This is a genomic window from Anoxybacillus eryuanensis, from assembly GCF_051200995.1.
Classification (GTDB): Bacteria; Bacillota; Bacilli; order Bacillales; family Anoxybacillaceae; genus Anoxybacillus; species Anoxybacillus tengchongensis.
Genome location: NZ_JBPODS010000004.1, coordinates 47,810 through 70,980, shown reverse-complemented (window position 1 = coordinate 70,980; position 23,171 = coordinate 47,810). Strand labels below are relative to the sequence as shown.

The following is a 23,171-nucleotide window of genomic DNA, read 5'->3' as shown; positions in this document are numbered from 1 at the left end:
TTTAAAAAAAGATTGTATTTGAATAGTATGTGAGAAAATAAAAAACTTGTTATTAAGATTGTTTTGAAATAATATATAAAAATAATTTATTTTCAATTTTGTTCCTTTAACGCTGTAAATTGTATTCGTTTTTCTATTTTTTACTATTGACGCATAATTTTAATTTTCAGATAATACTATTACAAGATTAATAATCTTACTAATTATCTTAATTATTCATTTTTAAGGAGGAAGTGTATGGAGTTCATTAATCAAGTCGTTGGATTTTTAAACAACATTCTCTGGTCTTATGTCATTATCGGTTTGTTGCTTGGTCTCGGTTTGTACTTCACGATCGGGACAAAATTTGCGCAAATCCGTTTGATTGGAGAAATGTTCCGCGTTTTAAAAGAAAAATCTCCTGAAGGAAAAGGGAATACTGAGATTTCTTCACTTCAAGCGTTTTTCATCGGTGCAGCTACACGTATCGGAACAGGTAACGTTGCCGGGGTTGCCATGGCGCTAGCAATCGGTGGTCCGGGAGCGGTATTTTGGATGTGGCTTGTTGCGATTTTAGGTGGAGCGAGTGCGTTTGTTGAAAGCACATTAGCACAAATTTTTAAAGTAAAAAGCGATGTTGGTTTTAAAGGCGGTCCAGGATACTATATGGAAAAACAATTGGGCGCGCGTTGGATGAGCACGATTTTCGCTTTTACCATTATCGCTAGCTTTGGACTAACATTTAACGCTGTACAAAGTAATACGATTGCCACAGCATTTAAAAATTCATTTAGCTTGAATCCATATGTAACCGCTTTCCTTTTAGCGGCATTAACAGCAGTGATTATTTTCGGAGGAGTTACACGCATTGCTCGTTTCTCTGAAATTATCGTTCCGATCATGGCGTTTTTCTACATCGGATTAGCATTGTATGTGATGGTGACAAACATTACTGAAATTCCAGCGGTTATTGCTTTAATTTTCAAAAGTGCTTTCGGCTTAGAACAAGTTGTTGGTGGTGGTATGGGTGCCGCAATTATGATGGGAGTAAAACGTGGATTGTTCTCTAATGAAGCTGGTATGGGTAGTGCACCAAATGCAGCCGCGACCGCAACTGTATCACATCCGGCGAAACAAGGATTTATTCAAGCGTTAGGGGTATTTTTCGATACATTGCTTGTATGTAGTGCTACAGCATTTATCATTTTATTATCAGATACGTATAAAACAGGTGAACTTGTTGGAATTGAATTAACACAAGCAGCGCTCTCTGAACACTTCGGTTCTTGGGCAGGTATTTTCTTATCGGCAGCTATTTTCATGTTTGCTTTCAGCTCGATCATCGGAAGTTATTACTATGGTGAAGCAAACATTGAGTTTATTAGCAAAGGAAAAACAGCATTATTCGTTTACCGTGTACTAGCAATTGGAATGGTTATTTTCGGAGCGCTTGCTAGCTTGCAAATTGTTTGGGATTTAGCTGACTTAGCAATGGCGCTTATGGCGTTAACAAACTTAGTAGCGATTGGTTTACTTGGTCGTATTGCATTTAAAGCACTTGATGATTACATGGCAAAACGGAAACGCGGAGAAGAACCAGTGTTTTACGCTGACGATATCGAAGGATTAAAAGGTGTTGAATGCTGGCCGACTCGTCAGGAAGCACAAGTGAAAAAAGCTGTGGGTAAATAAGTTTGAACTTAAATTAAATGGGACAAGTCTAAGGGTGTTTCCTTAGGCTTGTTTTTATTTACAAACTGCATTGTAAAAGTTTACAATGTTGTAACAGTTTCAAACTTCATTATAATACAGGCTTGCATTATAATAATAAACGAAATGGATATATGAGTAGGAAATAAGAAAAAAGGGAGGAGGATGTATATGAAACAATACATTTTCACTTTTAGCACACATCGCCAACAACCAGTTGTATGGGAAGAAGCTGTTATTGCAGATGGAATGATGGATGCGTGTATAAAAGCAAAAAAATTATGTCGCCAATATGAACATGAAAAACAAATTCCGATCCGTGTTCAGTACAAAGGTGTTCGCTACTACAATGAAGATATTGCATAAGCGACATAAGAAAGGACGGATTATATAGTGTTTGTTTCATCATAAGCCGCAGCTAGTTACTAACATATCTATGAGTAGCTGTGGCTTATAATTTTTTCTTTCGTCTCAAAAACAAAAGTTTACTTATTATATGAGATATAATTCATTTAACTTCCTATAATTTATGTTATGTAAACTTAAAAAATGAACATGAAAGAAGGCAGGTTTTATTCTGCCCTCTTGTTATTCAGCTTTAGAAAAATAGTATAAAAACCAAACAGCGTGATTTTGTTCATCAGCTGCTGCTCGGCGAAATACTTTCTTTATATACGGATTCGTTGTATAATCTGCTATTTCTAAATAAAAATCGACGGTTTGTTGTTCGTCTTGCAACGCCAATTCTAGTCCGTTTTTATAATCATTTGGGCATCTTTCAATCATCTTCGGTTGAGGACGTCTTCCGGTCAAACTCATATAAATATACTCGAACTGTTGTAAATGTTTAATTTCATCCTGTCGAATTTCAACAATTTGTTTTCTGATATTTTCTTCTTTTGCCAAATTAGCTAATATTGCATAACAATGAATTGCACTGTACTCTCCATTAATGGATTTTTCAAGATCCTTCATAAACCTTATATTGTTTTGTTCATTCATGATGAAAGCCCTCCTATTTTTCCTCATTCTATCGTATGAGCCATTAATGAATGGGTGCATGTTCTTTTCTTATTTTCAAACCCCTCCCCTTTCCGCTATACTGAACAAGTAGTCTTGTGTTTAGGAGGAAAATATAAAATGAAATCACTCGTTCTTGCCGAAAAGCCGAGCGTGGCGCGGGAAATTGCTCGCGTGCTGGGCTGTCGGGAACAACATAAACATTACTTTGAAGGACCGAAATATATCGTCACATGGGCGCTTGGTCATTTGATTGAGCTGAAAATGCCAGAGCATTATAACCAAACATATAAAACGTGGCGGCTAGAAGATTTGCCGATTATCCCAGAAAAAATGGGCCTCAACATCATTCGACAAACAAGCCATCAATTTCGCGCTATCGAAGCACTAGCAAAACGACAAGACATTAAAAACTGCATTATCGCTACCGATGCTGGACGGGAAGGCGAACTCGTCGCACGGTGGATTTTAAAAAAGATCCAATGGAAAAAACCGCTCCTTCGCCTTTGGATTTCGTCGCAAACCGACCATGCGATTCGTGACGGGTTTCAACATTTAAAACCAGGAAAACAGTTTGATCGTTTATATGAATCAGCTGTTTGTCGGGCAGAAGCAGATTGGTTGATTGGATTAAACGTGACGAGAGCGCTAACGACCAAATACAATGAACCACTTTCCGCAGGTCGTGTCCAAACACCGACGCTTGCGATGATGATGGAGCGGGAAAAAGAAATTCAGTCGTTTAAACCGGTGCCATACTGGACAATTCATGCGAACATTGGATCTGTTGCTGCCACTTTAGAGCGCAACGGAGAAAAGCGAATATTTTCGAAAGAGTTGGCGGAACAGCTATATGAAAAACTAAAAAACAAGCAAGCAACCGTTATTTCTGTCGAACGAAAAGCAAAAAAAGAAGCGCAACCACTCCCTTACGACTTAACCGAATTACAACGGGACGCAAACAAGCGATTTGGCTTTTCTGCGAAAAAAACGTTAAGCGTGTTACAACGGCTATATGAACAGCATAAACTCGTAACCTATCCGCGCACCGATTCGCGCTACTTAACGACCGATATGGAAAACACGATGTTTGATCGACTAGAGGCAATGAAATCTGGGTATGTAGACGAAATTGCTCCGCTTTTAAAACATAAAGGGAAGGTGATGGCTCGACGGGTATTTGATAATGAAAAAGTAACAGACCATCATGCGATTATTCCGACGGAAGAGCGACTTGATATCGGTAAGCTTTCTGCCGATGAACGAAAACTATATGACTTAATTGCTCGTCGCTTTTTAGCTCTTTTTTATCCAGCTTGCGAATACGAAACGGTTCATGTTGTTTTTGATATCGCTAACGAAGCATTTGTCGCGCGCGAAACGAGAGTAGTGAACGCAGGGTTTCGCCGCGTTTTAGAAAAGCAAGAGGGGAAAGCGGCTTTCCCCACTTTTACGAAAGGGCAAACGGTTTCTGTTCGGTTAGAGAAAAAAGAGGCGCTAACAGAACCTCCTCTTCGCTACTCGGAAGCAGATCTTTTGACGCAAATGGAAAAATACGGACTAGGTACGCCAGCGACGCGCGCTGACATTATTGAACGTCTCATCGAAACAGAAACGGTTGAGCGAAAAAACGGGCGGTTTTATCCGACACCGAAAGGAAAACAATTAATTGAACTTGTAAACGAGGAATTAAAATCGCCACAGTTGACTGCAAAGTGGGAAAAAGAATTAGAAGCAATCGCCCGCGGAAACGGTGACCCGAAAGCTTTCCTTCAAAACATCCGCAAGCAAACGGAGCGGTTGGTAGCGGAAATAAAACAAAGTGAACGAACGTATCGCGCCCATAATTTAACTGGCTCGATGTGTCCAGAATGCGGGTCGTTTTTAAAAGAACGGGCGACAAAAGAGGGACGCATGCTCGTATGCTCGAATATGGCATGCCGATTCCGAAAACGAAAAGATCCAAAGCTTTCAAACCGACGCTGCTCACAATGTAAAAAGCGGATGGAAATTCACGAAGGAAAAGCAGGTGTCTACTTCCAATGCCGACCTTGTAATGTCATCGAAAAAGCCGAAGAACAGAAAAAAGCGAAACTCGGACATAAGGAACGAGCGTTATTGAAAAAATATAGTGCTGACAATGATTCGTTTGGCACGAGTTTAGGTGATTTGTTAAAGCAAGCGTTAAATAAGAAAGAAAACTAGAGCCGCTTCCATCTGGAAGTGGCTTATCCTGCGCAACAAGATAATTTTCCAACATCTTGGTCAAACGTTAACGCTGCGAGTTTTAATCCTTCTGCCATCGTTACATACGGAGCAAGCGTTTCACGAAGGTCGTCGATAGTTAAGCCGAATTTGACTGCGAGTGTCGCTGCATAAATGACTTCCCCTGCATGTTCTGCCACCACGTGAGCGCCTAATAATTTCCCTGTTTTTGCATCCGCGACTAATTTAAAAACACCGGTCGTTTCGTGATTCACAATTGCTCGTGGGACGGCTTCCAATGGCAAAACAGACGTTTTTACTTCGTATCCGCTTTCTTTTGCTTGCTGTTCCGTTAGCCCTACCGTGGCGACCGCTGGAGAACTAAACGTAACAGCTGGGATGGTGTCAAGCTGAATTTTTTTCTTTTGTCCGCCAATCGCGTTTGCTGCGGCGATCATTCCTTCGTATGCGGCGACATAAACAAATTGTGGACCAAGCGTGACATCCCCTGCCGCGTAAATATGCGAATTTGTCGTTTGTAAATAATCATTGACAATAATTTCACCACGTGAACCGGTTTTCACTCCAGCTGCTTCCAAACGCAACGCCTTAGTATTCGGTGTTCTCCCAGTAGCAATGAGCAACTCATCCGCTTCGACTACTTGTTTTTTTCCATCGATTTCGATATATATTTTTTTCACATTTCCGTCTTGTTCAATGCGTTCAAAGGACACTCCTGTGAGAAGGCGGATGCCTTGATTCGTGAGCGCTTCTGTCATTGCTTCGGAGATTTCTCGATCGTACGTTTTTAATAGCCGTTGGCTTCGTTGCATCAACGTAACGTCAGAACCGAAACGATGAAACAGTTGCCCAAGTTCGATACCAATATAACCAGAACCGATGACCGCTAGTCGTTTCGGTACTTCTTTTCGTTCGAGTAGCGTCGTGCTTGTCACGTAATCCACATCCGCAAGTCCAGGGATATTCGGGATGGCCGAAGAAGCACCTGTGGCAATAAGGAAGCGGCCCGCTGATAATTTTTTCCCATTGACTTCTACTGTGTTTTCGTCGACAAATGCCGCTTCCCCTTGAATAAGCGTAAATCCGTATTCGTCGATGAGATTTACATATTTCGTTTGGCGTAGGTATTGGACTAATTCATTTTTTTGCTCGATTAATGCGGCTAAATCCACATCTCCTGCAGATGTATGCAGCCCAGCGAACGGAGGATTTTTCGCAAGGAAGTTAATTTCCCCTGCCCGGAGCAGCGTTTTCGAAGGTACACAACCGATATTTACGCATGTCCCTCCTACCGTTCCTCGTTCGATCATCGCTACTTTTGCGCCACATTTTCTTGCCTCGATCGCCGAGGCAAAAGCGGCCGAGCCGGAGCCGATGATGATGTAGTCATATGTTTCCTCTGCTTTTTCCACTGCTTCTATTGGTTCGTAACCAGCTGCCGCTATGGCTTGTTTTGCCGCTTCTATATGAGTAGGAGAAAGTTTACATACCGCTTCCCCGCGGCGAAAACTAACATGAATGTGTTTTGCGCCCATTTGTTCAAGAATAGAAGCAATGTGTTTTGCACAGCTTGGACACGTCATCCCTTTGATATGCATCGTATACGTTTTCATGATACTCATTCCTCCTCAATCAATGACTCAATAATCGGGCACTCATATAATGCTTTTTCGTCCGGGCATCGATGTTGTAAGTCTTGTAGCACTCGTTCCATTCGTTGCAAGTCTTTGATTTGCCTTTGCAATTGGTTTCGTTTTTTCGATACAAACTCATACATATTTGCACATCTTTCTTTATCTTGATCGACAATGCCAAGCAGTTGATGAATTTCTGTTAACGAAAATCCGAGCTGTTGCAGACGTTTAATGAATTGGATGCGGTTCACTTCTTTTTCTGAATATAAGCGATATCCTGCTTCTGTGCGAGCAGGTGGCGAAAGCAACTTCCTGCGCTCATAATAGCGGATCGTTTCTTTATTCACTCCACATTGTTTTGCTAGCTCGCTAATTCGATACATATGAATCCCCTCCTACCCAAGTATAAACCTTGGACTATAGTACGTAGTCAAGAGAGTAAACTATTGACAACAGATGAAAAGTTCGAGATAATCAGACATAAGAACATACATTCGTTCGTCATAAAGGAGTGGGCTTATGGATCAAAAAATTGTGACATGTCTTATGTTTTCAGGGCAGGCAGAAGAAGCGATTCGTTTTTATACGTCCGTTTTTTCTCCAGCGGAAATCGAACAAATTGTGCCTCAAGAAAACGGAATAATGTTTCACGCAACGTTTCGATTAAAAGGGCAACGGTTAATGGCGATTGATAATCACATTGACCATCATGAGTTTACGCCTGCGATGTCGCTATGTGTCACGTGTGATACGGAAGAAGAAATTGACCGTGTTTTTGAACGGCTCTCTCAATCAGGAAAAGTGCTCGTGCCCCTAGGTTCCTATCCATTTAGCAAGAAATTCGCCTGGGTGGAAGACCAATATGGGGTATCATGGCAACTTTCGCTTGGCTAGACGAAAAAAGCTGTTGGGCTTGTTCCAACAGCTTTTTTATCTCATCCGTTTCTGCATCCACACTTGTTTGACGGTTGTTTGAAAGCCGATTTCTTTTAAAAGTGAGTAGGTGGGCGACGAATAAGTAATCGGTATGTTTGCTACTACTTTCACGATCTCGTCTGGACAATTACTAAACACTTTTGTAAGCAAAAGCCGAAGGATATGTTCTTTGTCGTTTCTTTCGGGGGAAGCTTCGCACTGAAATAAAATCGTTTTTTCATGCTTGCCTTTCTGATCAAAAACGCGGCGATAATATGCGTAACCGATGTCGCATCCCCGTTCGTCTTTTACAAGAAGTGCTTCGCCATTTTTGGCGCTTTGCCATTGCGTTTGCCACGGATGTAGCCCTTTATAAAACGAAAGATGGCTTACTTGTTGTGGAATAGTGACCTCCACTTGAAATGGTTCGGCGTCTAATAAATGTGGCATCGCTTTTTGGAATTGCAAATATTCGAGTTCATCCACGATGCCGTATCCTAACTTTTTATATAACGAAATGGCTCGCTCGTTTTCGCTAATCGCTTCCAATGTCGCAAGCTCGACGCCTACCTCTTGGTATATGTTAATTGTTGCTTCCATGAGCGCTTTTCCAACCCCTGTTTTTCGAAATGCAGGCGCTACTCCTGTGCCTCCGTTCCAAGCCATTAAAGTTCCTTGAAATTCACGAATGCCGTTTAGCACGATTCCAACGGGTTCCCCATGTTGAAAAGCAATAATAGATAACAAAGGAGAAAGCTCTTCCCCTACCAATCGATGCAAAAAGCTTTCTATCGTCAGTTGGATCGGAAAATAATACCCTTCAAATCCAGCGTTCCAAGCACGTACTGCTTCTTCTAACGTACATTCCGATAATCGTTTTATTTGTAGCATAGTCCCTCCATCATGCCGTAATATTTTCTTTCGACGGTGTTTTTTTGTTCCCCTCTTCCACCGTTAAAGAGGCTCTTATTGTTATTTCTTATTGTTATTTATCATGCAACTGTTTTATGAAAAGTCGTTCCCACCACTTCCATGGCAGCCAGTTTTTCAATCGGAGCATCCATTTGACTCCTCTACCGACAGGATAACGTAAACGGGGAGTTGGAGATTGAACGACTTTTACAATTTGATCAATGACTTCGTCAGGAGGAGGTGCAGTTTTGGCGATCCGATTCACATGCTGCAAAATCGTTTTCATCTCTTTTGCGTACGGTGAATCTGAACGAACGGATCCCCCTTGTTGAAGCCCTTTGGACCAAATATTCGTTTTGTACGAACCTGGCTCGATTAAGACGACATACACCCCGTGTGGCAACATCTCTAGACGGAGTGACTCGCTAAATCCTTCAACAGCAAACTTAGAGGCAACATACGGTCCCAGCGACGGAAAACCAATCTGACCGCTAATACTACTAATGTTAATGATTTTGCCACTGTGCTGCGCTCGCATTACGGGTAATACCGCTTTGGTGACCGCAACTAATCCGAAAACGTTCGTCGCAAATTGCCGCTCCCACTCCTCAAGAGCGAGTTCTTCCACAAAACCACCAACAGCAAATCCTGCATTGTTAACTAATACGTCGATTCGTCCGTAGCGATTGATGACATCGCTCACGACCGATTCCGCTGCGGCGAAATCAGTGACATCAAGAGGCGCTACCTCAATCTGGTCCCAAACGCCTGCTTTATGTGCCGCTGCTTTAAGCATTTCCTTATTTTCTATGTTCCGCATTGAAGCGATTACTCGATACCCTTCTCTAGCAAGCGCGATGCTTACAAGCAGTCCAAATCCACTCGATGCACCTGTTACTAGCGCGACCGATGGAAAGTTTTTCACCTTATTTCCTCCCTTGCTGTTATTTAAACACACGATTTAGATTCCCCACCATTATGCGCTGATGGAGGTCGTCTTTTTCTTGTCTTGTTGTTCCTTTCCCATGGCAACGAGCATAGCGCTGCTTAACACAATCAGTCCACCGATCATTTGCATAAAGGACATACGTTCCTGCAAAAAGACCATTGATAGAAGGAACGTCACGATCGGTTCTATCATACTTAAAATTGCTGCTTTTGTCGGGCCAATGATATTCATTCCTGCAAAAAACGCCAGCATTGCTAAAACGCTCGAAACGAACGATGTTCCGATCACCGGAATCCATCCTTTCGCATCAAATTGGAAATGTAGCGTTTCCGTACTGATTCCCCAGACAAAAAAAGACAGAGCTGCAAAAAGTGCGATGTAGGCGCTTGCTGTCATCGGTGGAACGTGTGCTATCACTTTATTTCCGACAATAATGTAAATCGAGTAAATTACCGCTGCTCCAATAGCTAACGCAATACCAATTGGATGGATTTTTCCTTCTGGTGCTCCTAGAACGAGCAACATTCCTGAAAAAGAAATCAAGATCGCGATGACGGTTTGTCTCGTCAACTTTTCTTTATTGATAAAAAACGAAAACACAGCGACGAATATAGGGTTTAAATACAACAATAAAGCAGCGAGCGATGACGGAATGTACTTTACGGCATGAAAATAAAGCGAAGATTGTAGCATATAGAAAATGCCGCCAAGTAAAAATAGATAAAATAACTGGGACCACGATACTTTCTCGTTTTTCTTTTGGAACCATGCATACATAAAAAAGAACAGAGCAGCCAAGGCAAAACGTAAAAACAACAATGTCGTGACATTGACGCCACTATTGTATGCATGCAATGCAAAGATTGGAATGAACGCAAATCCGGTTGCTGATAACAATACGAGCCCGTAGCCTTTCCACATGTTTCTTGCACCTCAAATATGATTATTCTTTACAACAGTCATATGTTCGCTCCTTTTTTGATGAGAGAAAACACCATTTTTTCTTGTTTGCTGTAAATATTAAGGAAAATACCACTAAAGACAAACGCTGCTCCAATAATATGAGTGAACGTTAAATGTTCATTAAAAAACATTGTTCCCATTACGGTAGCAGAAATAGGCATGACATTAATGAAAACGGAAGCAGTTGAAGCACCTACTTTTTGGATGCCATTATACCACCAAACAAAGCTGATTGCCGAAACAACAATAGCAACGTATAGAACGCTCAACCAAACATCCCATCCGCTCGCTTCAATGGATGCAAGGGAAGTGTAATATAGCGCAAACGGCGCTAGAAATACTGTCCCAAAACCTGTTGCATATGTTGTCGCTGCAAGAGGACTAAACTTTTTCATCGCAATTTTTCCAATGACAGAGTATGTACTCCAGCTGAGACATGCTCCTACTAACACGAGATCGATTGGTGCGACACCCATTTCGATAAGTACAGACGGATGACCGTTTGTAATGATATATACCGCCCCAAATACAGCAAGAAACATGCCAAATATGCTTCTCATGTTCAATCTTTCTTTTAAAAACAATGCCGACATCAGCGTAATGAGCGGTGCGTTAACTGCAATGACTAGTGAACTTTTGACGATTGGTGCGTATTTCGTAGCCATAAAAAAGAAAATATTGTACAAAAACACTCCTGTTAAACCAAGAAGTGCTAACACCCCCCAGTCTTTTTTGGATGGCGTTGATCTATTCGGCTCTTTCCAATGTAATAACGGAAATAAAATCAAACTAGCGCCAAAAAAGCGAAAAAAAGCAACCGACACAGGATGTAAAGTTGTCGTTGCAATTTTTCCAGCGACAAAGGCCCCGCCCCAGATGGTAGCGGTTAAAAACAAAAGAATATACGTTTTCATATTTCTTGTTAGCATGAAACATCCTCCTGACTCATTGTTAAATTTCTGTTATAATCAATTTTACAAGTATTTGGTCATAGGTGTTATTGATAATAATTGATATTGTTCATCAATATTTTTGATGGGGAGCTGGAAGTATGAATCTTGACTATTTGCATACATTTCGTGAAGTGGCGAAATGGAATAGCTTTACGAAGGCTGGTGAGATGTTGGGGTACGCTCAATCTAGCGTGACAACACAAATAAAAAAACTAGAAGAGGAATTTGGTGTTGTTTTGTTTGAACGTTGGGGCGGGAAAATTAAACTGACATCTGCCGGAATCGAACTGCTTGAATATGCAAATAAAATTGTTAGTTTGATTGATGAAGCAAAGCAAAGTCTTTCCGAGCAAGCAGACCTCGCTGGGAGTTTATCGATCGGTACGATTGAGTCAGTAGCTGGGTTTTATCTTCCACCTTATTTACAAGCATTTAAGCAAAGGTATCCGAGAGTAAATTTGCTGTTGCAACAAAATATTTGTAATCGACTTGTCAAAGGAGTAAAGGAAGGGAAATATGATTTAGCTATTATTCTAGATGAAAAACGAGAAGATCCAGATCTAAATGTTACTGTGATTAAACAAGAGCCGCTAGTTCTTGTTGCTAAACCGGATCATCATTTAGCCCAATTAGATAAAGTGGATATACGTATGTTAAGTGATGAAAAGCTTATTGTGACCGAACAAGGATGTAGTTATCGAGAAGTCATTGGAAATTTGTATCGTAATCATAGTATTCGTTTTGAATACACGATTGAATTAGGTAGCATTGAAGCAATTAAACGCTGTGTCGCTTATGGACTTGGTATCGCTTTTTTGCCGCTCATGGCGGTAGAGACCGAACTAGCAAAAGGGAGTTTAGTTCGTATTTTTCTTCCAGAGGCGGATATGCACCTCTCCCTTCAACTTATATACCATCGTAAAAAATGGTTGTCACAATCAATGAAGCAATTGACAAGTCTTTTAGTTGAAAAGATTTAAGAAAAGACAAACGAGGAGACATTTCTTCTTCTTCGTTTGTCTTTTCAAGTTTACATAATAAGATTATGTTATTCAATCGAAAGGGAACAATGTTTTACTCTCCTGTCTCCGCAAATCGTTTAATTCGCTCCCCGATTTCATTGCGAACGCGTTGGAAAACAGCCCATTTTTCTTCTTCCGTTCCTTCTGCTTTCGCTGGATCGTCAAACCCCCAATGTACGCGTTTCACGTGCGGTGGCGTAACTGGGCAATGATCAGCCGCATGTCCACATAATGTAACGACTAAATCAGCTTTGTTTAAAATTTCTGGATCGATGATATCAGATGTTTGGCTCGAAATATCGATCCCTACCTCTTTCATCGCTTTCACGGCGTTTGGATTTAAACCGTGAGCTTCAATGCCAGCGCTATATACCTCCCATTCGTCTCCAAGATATTTTTTAGCCCATCCTTCGGCCATTTGGCTACGGCAAGAGTTTCCTGTGCATAAGAAATAAATTACCTTTTTCATCGCAATCGACTCCTTTTAATGAATAATAAGTAACCATACATATAACCCAACGAGAGTAATAAATAATGTAGGGATAGTTAAAATAAAGCCGTTTTTAAAATAAGTACCCCACGTAATTTTTACTCCTTTTGTTGACAGTACGTGCAACCAAAGAAGAGTAGCAAGTGAACCGATCGGTGTAATTTTTGGTCCTAAGTCGGATCCGATCACATTAGCATAAATAAGCGCTTCGCGAATGATTCCTGTCGTATTTGTATCAGCGATAGCTAGCGCATCAATCATAACCGTTGGCATGTTGTTCATCACAGAAGATAAAATGGCTGCGATAAAGCCCATGGCAATTGTCGCAACAAACAATCCTTCATTTGCTGCCATTTCAATTAAGTCAGCCAAAATGGTTGTCAATCCTACATTACGCAATCCATACACGACAACATACATTCCGACGGAGAAAAACACAACAGCCCAAGGTGCTCCTTTTAATATTTGTTTGACATGTACAGCGGGACTACGTCTCCCCATCCATAAAAACAATAATGCCACAGCACCAGCAATAAACGATACAGGGATGTTTACAAATTCACCGACAAAATAACCGATAAATAAAACAGTAAGAACGATCCATGACAATTGAAACATGCGCACATCTTTAATCGCTTCGTATGGTTGTTTAACATGTGATAAGTGATAACGTTTCGGAATATCTTTTCGAAAGTATAAATACAGCACCCCGATGCTCGCTGCGAGCGAGAAAAAGTTTGGAACGATCATCCGTGATGCGTACTCACCAAAACTAATACGGAAAAAGTCCGCAGATACAATATTGACAAGATTGCTGACGACGAGCGGCAACGACGTCGTATCAGCGATAAATCCGCTTGCTAAAATAAATGGCAGTACGTTTCGCTCATCAAATTGTAATGCGCGCACCATAGCTAATACGATTGGCGTTAAAATAAGCGCTGCTCCATCGTTAGCGAAAAAGGCAGATACGAGCGCTCCGAGAATTGAAACAAATATAAACATGCGCACTCCATGACCTTTGGCAACACGTGCCATATGTAACGCTGCCCATTCGAAAAAGCCAATTTCATCCAAAATTAAAGAAATAATAATAATTGCGATAAAAGCAAGTGTCGCGTTCCAGACGATGCTCGTTACATCGATGACATCTTGAACATCAACAACCCCAACGAGCAATGCTAATACTGCACCACCGCATGCAGACCAACCAATTGATAAATTGCGTGGTTGCCAAATGACAAATACAAGTGTCACGAGAAAAATCAATAATGCGAGAATCACAGAAAGCAAAAAACCACTCCTCTCGTTTATTCGCAAACCATGCGTATTCCTTTTTGCGCGAGTCGATCAATTTCTTCTCTCTGGTTCGGCACATGAGCTAAAATACTTTGAATAAGTGGGTAGCACACGTGTTGTTTGTTGAGTGAATAAAATACCCATTGTGCTTTTTTCGTTTCTTTCACTAAACCGTTGTCTTTTAATTTGCGTAAATGTTGGCTAATGGCTGGTTGACTCATTTGTAATATGTCGACAAGTTCACATACACAACAATCGGTTTCATTTAATATAGCCGTAATTGTTAATCTTGTTTTATCTCCTAATAGTTTTAAAATCGTTGCAGTTTCTTCGATGTGATACATATACCTCCCTCCCTTATCCGTTTATCATTATATAATTATATACTTATATAAAACAAGTAAAGATTTTGTAAAGATGAAAAGAGTCGATCTATTGATCAACTCTTTTCACACAAAACTAGTCGTCATCTACCGTCCATGTGATATTCGTTTTTGTTTGTTGTTTCATTTTTCATTCTCCTTTCATCACGTATTTTTCCGAATTACAAAATGCAAATTAAAACAATTGATACATTGAACATTTACGATCCATCATCTCTTCTTCAACTTGACGAATGAGCTGTTCTCGCTCTATTTCTTCAGCTGTCCATATTCGTCGTTGAATGGAAATCGTTAAAAAAAATAAATGAAATTTCATGATTTGTTCACCCCCTTTCAATAAAAAATCCGCAAGGCAGAATCCCTTTGCGGATAGAACACAAAAAACCGCAGGGAATAGATCCTTCCCTGCGGTATGCGATCATTTGTAAAAAAAGTTCACATCGGAAGGGCGGACCAATCTTGCTTTGTTTAATTGGGTAATATACTACTGTCATTGTTGTCATGGTCCTTCCCTCCTTACAAAATCGATTTATATAGTAAATTATATACACAAAAAGATAAGTTTGTAAATACGTAATAAAAAATTTTCCAAACAAACCACGAAGATATGTATATGAAAGAAAACAAAAGGTATGCTGGGATAAATGTATTATTTTTTTTCTTTTATAAGCATGTGTGATATATTTTTGCTTGTACTATGTATGACATTTGAATATGATCCAAAAGATCATGTAGAGAAAGGAGCGTTTTATGGAACGCACAGAGGTATATGTTTTATCTGGTTTTCTTGGAAGTGGAAAAACAACATTATTAAAGCGGCTGTTACAATATGAAAAAGAACATGGACGGAAAGTTGCTGTTGTTATGAATGAAATCGGCCAAGTGTCGATTGATTCACATGTTGTTTCAGAAGATACTATGTTAAGCGAGTTATTAAGCGGATGTGTATGTTGTACAATTCAAGATCAATTTGAAGTAGAGCTTTATTCGCTTCTTCAGCAACATCGATTAGATGTGATTTATATTGAAACAACAGGGGTAGCGCATCCGGTTGAAGTACTTGATGCGTGCATGTCACCATTATTTGCTGATCGCATTCAAACGAAAGGCATCATCACGACTGTTGATGCAATCCGCTGGATAAATCGTGACCAACTTTCCATTCCGCTACAAATGCTATTAAAAGAACAAATTCGTCATGCAGATGTCTTAATTGTAAATAAAACCGATGAATTACGTCCCGATGAACAAGCAAAATTGTCTTTTGAATTACAAGCAATCAACAGCGAAGCACGTACCATTTTCACAACGTTTTCTAACGTTCGCATAGATGATATACACTCATTTTCCCGTCGTATGCAAAACGAGCATAAGCAGGTGACTATTGAACGATTACGCATTCAAACGTATGTCCACACATTTACAAAACCAATTGATTTAGACATGTTCGAACAATGGGTACGACAGCTACCCGATACAATTTATCGCATGAAAGGATTTTTACGCTTTACTCATACAAGCGGAATTTACTCGTTTCAGTATGCGTATGGTACGCCGTTGTATATGAAAGAAGAGATGAACGTACCGTTACATTTTGTTATTATCGGAGAACAACTCGATAAACAAAAATTAAAACATGAACTCGATAACATACAAAAAGGAGAAGGATAAAAATCCCTCTCCTTATTACTTTCGGCCAAAATCTGCTTTAATTTCTCCCCATTGCTCCGTTTCCCATTTCATAATTTCATTCGTATAACGGTGCGTACGCAACCATGCTTCTGCGCGTTCAATAAGTTGCCAAACACGTTCTGTTTCAGCGATGCGGTCGAGCGTTGTATTCGCTTTTTTTCCTTTTACCCATTTTATAGCTGTAACAGAATCAGAATAAATCGGCCAGTTTTTGTTTTGTTGTTGTAGCCATGCTAACCCGTGTACAATGGCTAAAAACTCACCGATGTTGTTTGTTCCGATCATCGGTCCGACATGAAACAATTGTTCTCCTGTTTTCGTATGTACACCTCGATATTCCATCCATCCTGGATTTCCACTACATGCCGCATCAACACAGATGCTTTCTTCCACATAATTCGTTGAGTACGTTTTATTTTTTTTCGTACAGTTTGCCATCGGACCAGAGGAAAATGCTTGTTCCGCTTCTTCTTTAGATGAAAATGAGCGATATTTTGCTCCTGGAATACCAATTACATATTGTTTACACTCGTCCCAAGAAGAAAAAATACCTGTTTTCGCCCCTTGCCAAACAACATAATATTTTTTCAATATGTCACATCCTCACAAATCGGAATAAAAAAACAAAGTTGAAGATAACAAAGAAGGAATGAAAGAGGAGATATGGCGGAGGAGGGGGGATTCGAACCCCCGCGGGCTTTGACACCCCTATCGGTTTTCGAGACCGACCCCTTCAGCCAGACTTGGGTACTCCTCCGTATGGTGGGGTGCCAAAGAAATTATAGCGAAAACATGATTTTTCGTCAATTATCTTTTTTGTTTTTCCGTATAATCAACAAGTCCCATCGCACACACTTGTAAATCAAGTTGAAGTAGTTTATATACATCTGCATCATCTGGTACTTGCTGTTTGCGCAAAAATGTTTGAACGATGTTAAATAAACGTTTGAAAACAGCCTCTGTTTTTTCTGTGAAAGATTTATGCATTTGTTCATTCACGATCTCGTTGCTTTCTTGAACGAAAATAGGTAACCAATAATGAAGTTGTTCCCAAACCGCCTGCGTATGTGTTGACATACCGAAATGGCCAAAATATATACGATCTGGACGCAATGCCATAAATTTCTCAATTGACGCGCTCATAGCTTCTGGGTCAAATTGATTTGGTGATGTAGAAGGCAAGTATAACTCAACGTAGTATGAAAGTAGCTGTGGATAAAAAACCCCAGCCGTATCACCTGTAAAAATTCCATTGCTTTTTTCATCATAAATAGAAAAATGGTGATTCGCATGCCCAGGTGTATGAAGAAATGTCAGCGTGCGATCTTTTCCAATTTGTAACGTTTCCCCATCTTCTTTTACAATTAATCGATCTTCAGGAATGGGAACGATCGGGTCAAATAATGCGTCAAATTTTTCACCATAAACCGCTTTTGCTCCTTGAATGAGACGAGACGGATCGGCTAAATGGCGCATTCCTTTTGGATGGACAAATACGCGAGCATTTGGACAATGTTGCAATAACAAACCTGCTCCACCAGCATGATCTAAATGAATGTGTGTGACAATGATATTTTTTACGTCGCGCAAATCAATCGATAATGCTTCTAATCCTTTAAGTAAATAAGGAATAGATGGACTTGCGCTCGTTTCAATAATCGTCACCTCTTCTTCCCGAAAAACGTATGCTCCTGTCCGCTGAGCAGTTTGTAAATCATACAAATCAATGAGTGAAATGCCAAATCCTAAATCAACAGGTCGCGACATGGCTATTCTCCTTTCCCTTTTTGAATGAGTTGAGTGAAATGATATACGATTTTTGCTGTTAATCCCCAGATCACTTTGTCTTTGTAGTAATAAAAATGTTCCTCCATGTGTCGTGGATGCCAATTATACTCTCTTCCCCCTGGGATATCATCAAATGGAAAATCTTCCTCCGGTTTTGGCTCAAATGAAACACGATATATTTTTGGTTTCGTTTCTAAAAAGAAAGATAGTGGTACAGTAAACACATCATTTACTTCTTTCTCATTTACTTGCATACAAGTAATATTAGCGAAACCAACAAATGGATAAATAACCATACCAAATGGTGAAAATATATAGTCAAGCGGGACAATATGTGTAATATGTTCTTTTTCAATCCCTAATTCTTCACACGTTTCCCGAATAGCTGTTTCTCTTGGACTTTGATCACACGAGTCCATTTTCCCACCTGGAAAACAAATTTCTCCCGGCTGGCGACGTAGTTGCAGTGAGCGTACTTCAAATAACACAAACACCTCATCATCTTGTTGAATAAGCGGGAGAAGCACAGCATACTGAGCAAATTTGTCGAAATCCATGATTGTTGGCGTCCGTCGTTGCAATTCATTGATTAATGTGGCAATCATTTTATTCATTAGTAAACATCCCTTTTCGTAAATACATAAAAAGAAACAATCAGCGCAACAAGTGCCCAAGTGGCGAGCACCGTCATCGAAAAAGAAAGCGTCATTCCATCAATAGGTGGTGCCATCCCACTAATGTAACTTGTAAGACGTAAATTGACCATGAACAAATATTTTGCCGATTCCCACGATGATACCATACTTGATAAAATGGCTCCTGAAATAAGAGCGGCAAGCATAATTCCCATAACTGCAGCGGTACTACGTATTAACACAGATAACATAAATGTTAGTGTGCCGACGACAAGTGAAACAAAAAAAGCAAGTCCAAATTCAATAAGTAAGTATTTCCATTGGGGGATAAGATGAACAGCTGCCGTATTTAATTCTTCGCCTTGGATCGAAAATCCTGTTAAAAGCGGCAAATTCCATCCCTCGTATCCAAATACAATACCAGAAATGGCGTACGATAAAATAGCGACAGAAAACACGATAAACGATGTAGATAAAGTCATGGCGATATATTTGCTCATTAAAATTTTCCATCGTTTCACAGGACGTGTCAACAATAGCTTGATCGTTCCACCACTCGCTTCTGATGAAACAAGGTCAGCTGCAATGACCATAACAAGTAGCGGCAAAAACAATTCAATCGAGTTTTCAATAAACATGCGCATAAATGTCGGAGCACCGGGAGCCATCGGATTAATATCGTTATCTAAATAATATTGTTGTTGCTGTAAACGAATTTTGAGAAACTTTTTCCATTCTTCAGAAATTCCTGTTGAGTTTAAGCGGTTTTGTGTATCGATGATTTGTTGTTGCAGTTGTGTGCGCCAATCTGTTGTTCCAATGCGTTCTCGAATCGTTTCAATCTGTTTAAGTTGTGCATATGTAAATAAACTAACGAGAACAGCTACGATGGCTGCAATGATAAATAGTCGTTTTTTGCGAACAATTTTTAACATTTCATTGTATACGAGATTAATCAATCGTTTCCCCTCCTGTTAATTCAATAAATAAATCTTCAAGTGTTGGAAGTTTTCGCTCGATTCCACTGACAAGCACTCCTGCTTCAATTAAACGAGCATTGCACCGAGCAATCGTTTCGTTTGATTCATAAATCGTAACGATCGCTCCATCCTTTTCACCGATGACAGTCGTCTCATTTGTTAATATTTCTTTAGCTGTATGAATCGGGACAACGTTCCAATATGTCCGTGCTTGTTCTTGTAATAAATGTTCGACCGTATCAATGCGAATAATCTCTCCTTTGGACATAATGGCGACACGATCGCACATGAGTTGTATTTCACTCAATAAATGCGATGAAACGAGAACGCTTAACTGCTCTTGTTCAGCAAGCGAGCGAATAAACTGTCTCATTTCACGAATGCCGACAGGATCTAAACCGTTTGTTGGCTCATCTAAAATAAGTACCGTTGGTTTTCCAAGCAACGCTTGCGCAATGCCAAGGCGTTGACGCATACCAAGCGAATATGTACGTACAAGATCATAAATCCGATTTTGTAAACCGACAAGTTCGACTACTTCTTGAATGCGATGCATGGTCACTCCTGGAACCATACGCGCAAAATGCTCAAGATTTTCCCACCCGCTTAAATATGGATAAAGTTCAGGGTTTTCAACGATACAACCAATGTGTTGAATGGCTTTTGTAAATTGTTTTTGTAAATTGTATCCACAAATTGAGATCGTTCCAGATGTAGGGCGAATTAATCCGACAAGCATGCGAATGGTCGTTGTTTTTCCTGCACCATTTGGGCCTAAGAAACCAAACACTTCTCCTTTTTTTAACGAAAATGAAAGTCCTTTAATAATTTCTTTTTTTCCAATTGTTTTTCGTACGTTTCGTACAACTAATGTTTCTTCCATTATTTTTCCCCTTTCGTTAACGTAATGAGCGAGGCAACACGTTCACCAATTCGTTTATATCCTTCTTTGTTTGGATGAAATTTATCTGTATACAAATAGTCGTTGACTTGCAGTTCAAATAAATCATATGTCGGAACGCATATGATTGATTTATAGTCGTCTGCTACTTCAGATGCTGCATAATTCCAACTGCGCACAATGGCGGATGTTTCTTTTCCATTGTCTAAATCGTTAAACGGATTGTATAAAGCGATATAGAATACAGGTGCATCATTATTTGCTGTGCGAACAAGTTCGAAAATCGTACGTAGCTGCTGTACAAATTTCTTTTTTTCCTTTTCAATCTGCGTAGTGGACAAATCTCTTAGCGCTTCACCACCGCGAAACAAGTCATTCCCTCCGATTGTCATCAAAATGATGTCCGCTTCTTTTAATTGACGCTGGATTTCTTTTTGTTTTAGTTGATTGATTAACTGTGCCGATCGTTGTCCTTTAATTGCTAAATTAGTTAATTGAATATGTTGGCTTTTTCGTTTTTTTAGTTCGTCAACGACATGACCCACGTATCCCTTTCCTGTTTCATCTCCTGTTCCACGTGTTAATGAATCACCGAGGGCAACGATTGAAAGCGTATCGTTTTCTGCTTGACTTGACGTAATCGATTTCGGTTGTTGTATTGCTGAAGAGGCTTCGTAAAAAAATTGGTCTTGAATCGTGACGACTAAACCAACAACCCATAATAACGTTGTTGCGGCACAAATCACCACAATCATCGTAATCATTCGTTTAGACACAATACCACCCTTTCGCTATTTTCTATGTACCATCATAAACCATTTGTTGTTCAAACGCATAATGAAAACATGCAAAAAGCGAGCACAATCGCTCGCTTTTAAAATTTCGCTTGATAATGTTCAATTTCCCAAGCATGAACTGCTGTTCGATAGCTATCCCATTCATTCTTTTTCATTGCGACATACTCACCAAATACGTGGTTGCCTAACGTATGACGTCCAATTGTTCCATTTTCTAACTCTTCAATCGCTTTCCCTAAACTACCTGGAAGATTTTCGATGCCAAGCTCTGCACGGCGTTCAGCTGTCATATGGAAAATGTCTTCATCAATTGGTGTTGGACAAGTGAGTTGTTTTTCTACTCCATCAAGTCCTGCTTCAGCAATGACTGCAAATGCTAGGTATGGATTGGCAGATGGATCAGGACAACGAAGCTCAACGCGTGTTGCCAATCCTCGTTTCGCAGGAATGCGAATAAGTGCGGAGCGGTTCGATGCTGACCACGCAATATAACAAGGTGCTTCATATCCTGGGACAAGACGTTTATATGAGTTTACAAGTGGGTTTGTAATGGCTGCGAAACTTTTCACGTTTTGCAATAAACCAGCAATGAATTGGTATGCCGTTTCAGATAATTGATTGTCGTCCGATGGATCGAAGAAAGCATTTTCGCCGTCTTTAAATAACGAAATGTTCACATGCATTCCTGAACCATTAATACCGAAAATCGGTTTTGGCATAAACGTAGCATGCAATCCGTATTTTTTAGCAATCGTTTTTACAACCCATTTGTATGTTGTGGCATTGTCCGCAGCACCGAGGGCATCGGCATATTTGAAATTAATTTCATGTTGTCCTTCAGCAACTTCATGGTGTGAAGCCTCAATTGTAAATCCCATCGCCTTTAATGCGCGATAAATGTCTAGGCGGACACGTTCACCGAGATCTTTAGGTGACGGTTCAAAATACCCGCCGTTATCTTGTGGCGTCGTTGTAGGATTGCCATTTTCGTCAGTTTTAAATAAGAAAAACTCTAATTCTGGACCGACGGAAATCGTGTATCCTTTTTGTTTTGCACGTTCAACTGTTTTTTTCAGTACGTTACGTGGATCTCCTTCAAATAACGTTCCGTCTGGGTTGATGACAGAGCAAAGAAAACGAGCTTCTGCATATCCGTCTTCTACAGTCCATGGTAATACCGCAAACGTTTGTAAATCGGGAAGTAAATATAAATCTGAGCGATTGATTGGTGAAAAACCTTTAATTGAAGATCCATCAAACATGATTTTTCCTTCTACCACGTCATCGAGTTGTTCCGTTGTAACTGTGACGTGTTTTAAGACTCCTTCAATGTCAACAAATTGCAAATGCAACAGTTCAACGTGTTTTTGTTTTATGATCTCTTTAATTTGTTCAATTGCTGAAATAGTTGTTTGTTCAGAAACGAGCAATTCACTCATGTTACATTACCTCACATTCCTATGTATAATTTTATAACATGAGTTTATTATATGTAATCATTCTTCTTTTTTCAATAGTTTTTTATCAAATTTTCTGTATTTTTATTTAAAAAAGGACACGCTCATAGGAAGCGTGTCCGAACAAACAAAAACGACGGAAACCCTACCTCTCTTCCGTCCTTACAGCTCCGAAGCTGTGCCAGTGAGAATTTGTTTTGTTGCATATAAAAACGGGATCTCACGAAAAGCGAGATCCCGTACGTTTGACTATTTATGCTTTTTGGACGTTTGCCGCTTGCGGCCCACGGTTACCATTCACGATGTCAAATGTTACTTTTTCGCCTTCTTCCAACGTTTTGAATCCAGTACCTTGGATCGCTGTGAAGTGAACGAATACGTCTGTACCTCCGTCCGTCTCAATGAATCCAAAACCTTTTTCTGCGTTAAACCATTTTACTTTACCTGTGTTCATGTGAAATTCCTC

At 40.0% G+C, this 23,171-nt stretch carries 25 protein-coding genes and 1 tRNA gene; 6 read left to right on the top strand and 20 right to left on the bottom strand.

Annotated features, from left to right (window positions below; translation table 11 throughout):
• The first annotated feature begins 237 nt into the window (after positions 1-237).
• Together HNQ84_RS06710 and HNQ84_RS06705 are read left to right on the top strand one after the other, a co-directional pair.
• A complete protein-coding gene (locus HNQ84_RS06710) occupies positions 238-1,671 on the top strand; it encodes an alanine/glycine:cation symporter family protein (protein WP_435621590.1) in 1,434 nt (477 codons plus the stop codon).
• A gap of 189 nt (positions 1,672-1,860) precedes the next feature.
• A complete protein-coding gene (locus HNQ84_RS06705) occupies positions 1,861-2,055 on the top strand; it encodes a hypothetical protein (protein WP_435621589.1) in 195 nt (64 codons plus the stop codon).
• Positions 2,056-2,277: 222 nt separating this feature from the next.
• Here HNQ84_RS06705 and HNQ84_RS06700 read toward each other — a convergent pair whose 3' ends face one another.
• Positions 2,278-2,691: a ferritin-like domain-containing protein gene (locus HNQ84_RS06700; protein ID WP_435621588.1), complete on the bottom strand. Its 414-nt coding sequence runs from the start codon at positions 2,689-2,691 to the stop codon at positions 2,278-2,280.
• A gap of 138 nt (positions 2,692-2,829) precedes the next feature.
• Here HNQ84_RS06700 and HNQ84_RS06695 point away from each other — a divergent pair, with 138 nt between their 5' ends.
• On the top strand, positions 2,830-4,914 hold the full coding sequence (locus tag HNQ84_RS06695) for a DNA topoisomerase III (protein ID WP_435621587.1): 2,085 nt from the start codon (positions 2,830-2,832) through the stop codon (positions 4,912-4,914).
• A 23-nt stretch (positions 4,915-4,937) separates the two neighbouring features.
• Here HNQ84_RS06695 and merA read toward each other — a convergent pair whose 3' ends face one another.
• Positions 4,938-6,548: a mercury(II) reductase gene (merA, locus tag HNQ84_RS06690; protein ID WP_435621586.1), complete on the bottom strand. Its 1,611-nt coding sequence runs from the start codon at positions 6,546-6,548 to the stop codon at positions 4,938-4,940.
• 5 nt (positions 6,549-6,553) lie between these two features.
• Complete coding sequence (gene merR / locus HNQ84_RS06685; protein ID WP_435621585.1) at positions 6,554-6,952, bottom strand: mercury resistance transcriptional regulator MerR; 399 nt, start codon at positions 6,950-6,952, stop codon at positions 6,554-6,556.
• A gap of 136 nt (positions 6,953-7,088) precedes the next feature.
• Between merR and HNQ84_RS06680 the strand changes: the two genes are divergently transcribed.
• Entirely contained in the window at positions 7,089-7,463 is a 375-nt protein-coding gene (locus HNQ84_RS06680; protein ID WP_183248620.1) for a VOC family protein, read from the top strand.
• 36 nt (positions 7,464-7,499) lie between these two features.
• Here HNQ84_RS06680 and HNQ84_RS06675 read toward each other — a convergent pair whose 3' ends face one another.
• The 4 genes from HNQ84_RS06675 to HNQ84_RS06660 all read right to left on the bottom strand — a co-directional run bounded on the left by HNQ84_RS06675 (position 7,500) and on the right by HNQ84_RS06660 (position 11,237).
• The gene (locus HNQ84_RS06675; RefSeq protein WP_435621584.1) at positions 7,500-8,375 is read right to left on the bottom strand and encodes a GNAT family N-acetyltransferase; all 876 of its coding nucleotides are present in this window, start codon (positions 8,373-8,375) and stop codon (positions 7,500-7,502) included.
• A gap of 94 nt (positions 8,376-8,469) precedes the next feature.
• Positions 8,470-9,321, bottom strand: coding sequence for an oxidoreductase (locus HNQ84_RS06670; RefSeq protein WP_435621583.1), 852 nt, complete (start codon positions 9,319-9,321; stop codon positions 8,470-8,472).
• Positions 9,322-9,372: 51 nt separating this feature from the next.
• On the bottom strand, positions 9,373-10,266 hold the full coding sequence (locus tag HNQ84_RS06665) for a DMT family transporter (protein WP_435621582.1): 894 nt from the start codon (positions 10,264-10,266) through the stop codon (positions 9,373-9,375).
• A 38-nt stretch (positions 10,267-10,304) separates the two neighbouring features.
• Positions 10,305-11,237, bottom strand: a complete 933-nt coding sequence (locus HNQ84_RS06660) for a DMT family transporter (protein ID WP_435621581.1) — start codon at positions 11,235-11,237, stop codon at positions 10,305-10,307.
• A 122-nt stretch (positions 11,238-11,359) separates the two neighbouring features.
• Between HNQ84_RS06660 and HNQ84_RS06655 the strand changes: the two genes are divergently transcribed.
• Positions 11,360-12,241, top strand: a complete 882-nt coding sequence (locus tag HNQ84_RS06655; RefSeq protein ID WP_435621580.1) for a LysR family transcriptional regulator — start codon at positions 11,360-11,362, stop codon at positions 12,239-12,241.
• Between the two features lie 94 nt (positions 12,242-12,335).
• Here the strand turns inward: HNQ84_RS06655 and arsC are convergent, their stop codons facing one another.
• From arsC to HNQ84_RS06635, 4 genes are all read right to left on the bottom strand, one after another.
• Positions 12,336-12,752: an arsenate reductase (thioredoxin) gene (gene arsC, locus HNQ84_RS06650; RefSeq protein WP_183248607.1), complete on the bottom strand. Its 417-nt coding sequence runs from the start codon at positions 12,750-12,752 to the stop codon at positions 12,336-12,338.
• Between the two features lie 15 nt (positions 12,753-12,767).
• Positions 12,768-14,066, bottom strand: coding sequence for an arsenic transporter (locus tag HNQ84_RS06645; protein ID WP_435621579.1), 1,299 nt, complete (start codon positions 14,064-14,066; stop codon positions 12,768-12,770).
• Between the two features lie 17 nt (positions 14,067-14,083).
• Entirely contained in the window at positions 14,084-14,416 is a 333-nt protein-coding gene (locus HNQ84_RS06640; RefSeq protein ID WP_183248604.1) for an ArsR/SmtB family transcription factor, read from the bottom strand.
• A gap of 214 nt (positions 14,417-14,630) precedes the next feature.
• A complete protein-coding gene (locus HNQ84_RS06635; protein WP_183248602.1) occupies positions 14,631-14,771 on the bottom strand; it encodes a YrzI family small protein in 141 nt (46 codons plus the stop codon).
• Between the two features lie 434 nt (positions 14,772-15,205).
• Between HNQ84_RS06635 and HNQ84_RS06630 the strand changes: the two genes are divergently transcribed.
• Entirely contained in the window at positions 15,206-16,126 is a 921-nt protein-coding gene (locus tag HNQ84_RS06630) for a CobW family GTP-binding protein (protein ID WP_435621578.1), read from the top strand.
• A gap of 15 nt (positions 16,127-16,141) precedes the next feature.
• Here HNQ84_RS06630 and HNQ84_RS06625 read toward each other — a convergent pair whose 3' ends face one another.
• From HNQ84_RS06625 to HNQ84_RS06585, 9 genes are all read right to left on the bottom strand, one after another.
• On the bottom strand, positions 16,142-16,738 hold the full coding sequence (locus HNQ84_RS06625; protein ID WP_183248599.1) for a ribonuclease H1 domain-containing protein: 597 nt from the start codon (positions 16,736-16,738) through the stop codon (positions 16,142-16,144).
• Between the two features lie 73 nt (positions 16,739-16,811).
• A tRNA-Ser gene (locus tag HNQ84_RS06620) sits at positions 16,812-16,904 on the bottom strand.
• A gap of 50 nt (positions 16,905-16,954) precedes the next feature.
• Positions 16,955-17,914, bottom strand: a complete 960-nt coding sequence (locus HNQ84_RS06615) for an MBL fold metallo-hydrolase (protein ID WP_435621577.1) — start codon at positions 17,912-17,914, stop codon at positions 16,955-16,957.
• A gap of 2 nt (positions 17,915-17,916) precedes the next feature.
• The gene (locus HNQ84_RS06610) at positions 17,917-18,549 is read right to left on the bottom strand and encodes an NUDIX hydrolase (protein WP_435621576.1); all 633 of its coding nucleotides are present in this window, start codon (positions 18,547-18,549) and stop codon (positions 17,917-17,919) included.
• The gene (locus HNQ84_RS06605; RefSeq protein ID WP_435621575.1) at positions 18,549-19,529 is read right to left on the bottom strand and encodes a DUF2705 family protein; all 981 of its coding nucleotides are present in this window, start codon (positions 19,527-19,529) and stop codon (positions 18,549-18,551) included. Before HNQ84_RS06605 ends, HNQ84_RS06610 begins: the two co-directional genes overlap by 1 nt.
• On the bottom strand, positions 19,522-20,433 hold the full coding sequence (locus HNQ84_RS06600) for an ABC transporter ATP-binding protein (protein WP_032101768.1): 912 nt from the start codon (positions 20,431-20,433) through the stop codon (positions 19,522-19,524). The genes HNQ84_RS06605 and HNQ84_RS06600 overlap by 8 nt, the downstream gene beginning before the upstream one ends.
• Complete coding sequence (locus HNQ84_RS06595) at positions 20,433-21,227, bottom strand: SGNH/GDSL hydrolase family protein (protein ID WP_435621574.1); 795 nt, start codon at positions 21,225-21,227, stop codon at positions 20,433-20,435. The genes HNQ84_RS06600 and HNQ84_RS06595 overlap by 1 nt, the downstream gene beginning before the upstream one ends.
• 98 nt (positions 21,228-21,325) lie before the next feature.
• Positions 21,326-22,687 (bottom strand): type I glutamate--ammonia ligase, encoded by a 1,362-nt coding sequence (glnA, locus tag HNQ84_RS06590; protein WP_435621573.1) that lies wholly within the window; start codon positions 22,685-22,687, stop codon positions 21,326-21,328.
• Positions 22,688-22,958: 271 nt separating this feature from the next.
• Positions 22,959-23,159 carry a cold-shock protein gene (locus HNQ84_RS06585; protein WP_003398700.1) on the bottom strand — a complete coding sequence of 67 codons (201 nt, stop codon included), beginning with the start codon at positions 23,157-23,159 and terminating at the stop codon, positions 22,959-22,961.
• Positions 23,160-23,171 lie beyond the last annotated feature (12 nt).

Excerpts from the sequence above, each read along its gene's own strand:
- HNQ84_RS06610 (WP_435621576.1), bottom strand. The coding sequence starts at position 18,549 with ATGAATAAAATGATTGCCACATTAATCAATGAATTGCAACGACGGACG.
- HNQ84_RS06680 (WP_183248620.1), top strand. The coding sequence starts at position 7,089 with ATGGATCAAAAAATTGTGACATGTCTTATGTTTTCAGGGCAGGCAGAA.
- HNQ84_RS06585 (WP_003398700.1), bottom strand. The coding sequence starts at position 23,159 with ATGAACACAGGTAAAGTAAAATGGTTTAACGCAGAAAAAGGTTTTGGA.
- HNQ84_RS06665 (WP_435621582.1), bottom strand. The coding sequence starts at position 10,266 with ATGTGGAAAGGCTACGGGCTCGTATTGTTATCAGCAACCGGATTTGCG.
- HNQ84_RS06630 (WP_435621578.1), top strand. The coding sequence starts at position 15,206 with ATGGAACGCACAGAGGTATATGTTTTATCTGGTTTTCTTGGAAGTGGA.
- glnA (WP_435621573.1), bottom strand. The coding sequence starts at position 22,687 with ATGAGTGAATTGCTCGTTTCTGAACAAACAACTATTTCAGCAATTGAA.
- merA (WP_435621586.1), bottom strand. The coding sequence starts at position 6,548 with ATGAAAACGTATACGATGCATATCAAAGGGATGACGTGTCCAAGCTGT.
- HNQ84_RS06710 (WP_435621590.1), top strand. The coding sequence starts at position 238 with ATGGAGTTCATTAATCAAGTCGTTGGATTTTTAAACAACATTCTCTGG.
- HNQ84_RS06700 (WP_435621588.1), bottom strand. The coding sequence starts at position 2,691 with ATGAATGAACAAAACAATATAAGGTTTATGAAGGATCTTGAAAAATCC.
- HNQ84_RS06615 (WP_435621577.1), bottom strand. The coding sequence starts at position 17,914 with ATGTCGCGACCTGTTGATTTAGGATTTGGCATTTCACTCATTGATTTG.
- HNQ84_RS06635 (WP_183248602.1), bottom strand. The coding sequence starts at position 14,771 with ATGAAATTTCATTTATTTTTTTTAACGATTTCCATTCAACGACGAATA.
- HNQ84_RS06655 (WP_435621580.1), top strand. The coding sequence starts at position 11,360 with ATGAATCTTGACTATTTGCATACATTTCGTGAAGTGGCGAAATGGAAT.
- HNQ84_RS06640 (WP_183248604.1), bottom strand. The coding sequence starts at position 14,416 with ATGTATCACATCGAAGAAACTGCAACGATTTTAAAACTATTAGGAGAT.
- HNQ84_RS06660 (WP_435621581.1), bottom strand. The coding sequence starts at position 11,237 with ATGCTAACAAGAAATATGAAAACGTATATTCTTTTGTTTTTAACCGCT.
- HNQ84_RS06695 (WP_435621587.1), top strand. The coding sequence starts at position 2,830 with ATGAAATCACTCGTTCTTGCCGAAAAGCCGAGCGTGGCGCGGGAAATT.
- merR (WP_435621585.1), bottom strand. The coding sequence starts at position 6,952 with ATGTATCGAATTAGCGAGCTAGCAAAACAATGTGGAGTGAATAAAGAA.
- HNQ84_RS06600 (WP_032101768.1), bottom strand. The coding sequence starts at position 20,433 with ATGGAAGAAACATTAGTTGTACGAAACGTACGAAAAACAATTGGAAAA.
- HNQ84_RS06675 (WP_435621584.1), bottom strand. The coding sequence starts at position 8,375 with ATGCTACAAATAAAACGATTATCGGAATGTACGTTAGAAGAAGCAGTA.
- arsC (WP_183248607.1), bottom strand. The coding sequence starts at position 12,752 with ATGAAAAAGGTAATTTATTTCTTATGCACAGGAAACTCTTGCCGTAGC.
- HNQ84_RS06705 (WP_435621589.1), top strand. The coding sequence starts at position 1,861 with ATGAAACAATACATTTTCACTTTTAGCACACATCGCCAACAACCAGTT.